At 37.7% G+C, this 207-nt stretch carries 1 protein-coding gene; it reads left to right on the top strand.

What is annotated here, in order from left to right:
• The coding region (locus ON058_RS11115; RefSeq protein WP_274669125.1) for a demethoxyubiquinone hydroxylase family protein at window positions 1-207 on the top strand (207 nt) is incomplete at both ends.

The raw sequence follows: 207 nt of genomic DNA, 5'->3' as shown, positions 1-207 counted from the left end.
GTTTTGTTGCTGAAACTGAACGTCAAGTTAGTCTACATTTGCAAGATCACTTAAATCAGTTACCAGCACAAGATGAACGCTCGCGCAAAATTCTAGAGCAAATGAATGAAGATGAATTGCATCACCGTCATACTGCACTTGAAGCAGGTGGTGTTGAATTACCATATGCAGTAAAAATCACAATGACTGCTATTTCAAAGTTAATGA

Source organism: Demequina sp. B12 (assembly GCF_028823635.1).
GTDB lineage: Bacteria > Actinomycetota > Actinomycetes > Actinomycetales > Demequinaceae > Demequina.
Note: the sequence above shows the minus strand (reverse complement) of the source record. Positions and strands in the feature narration are given on the sequence as shown.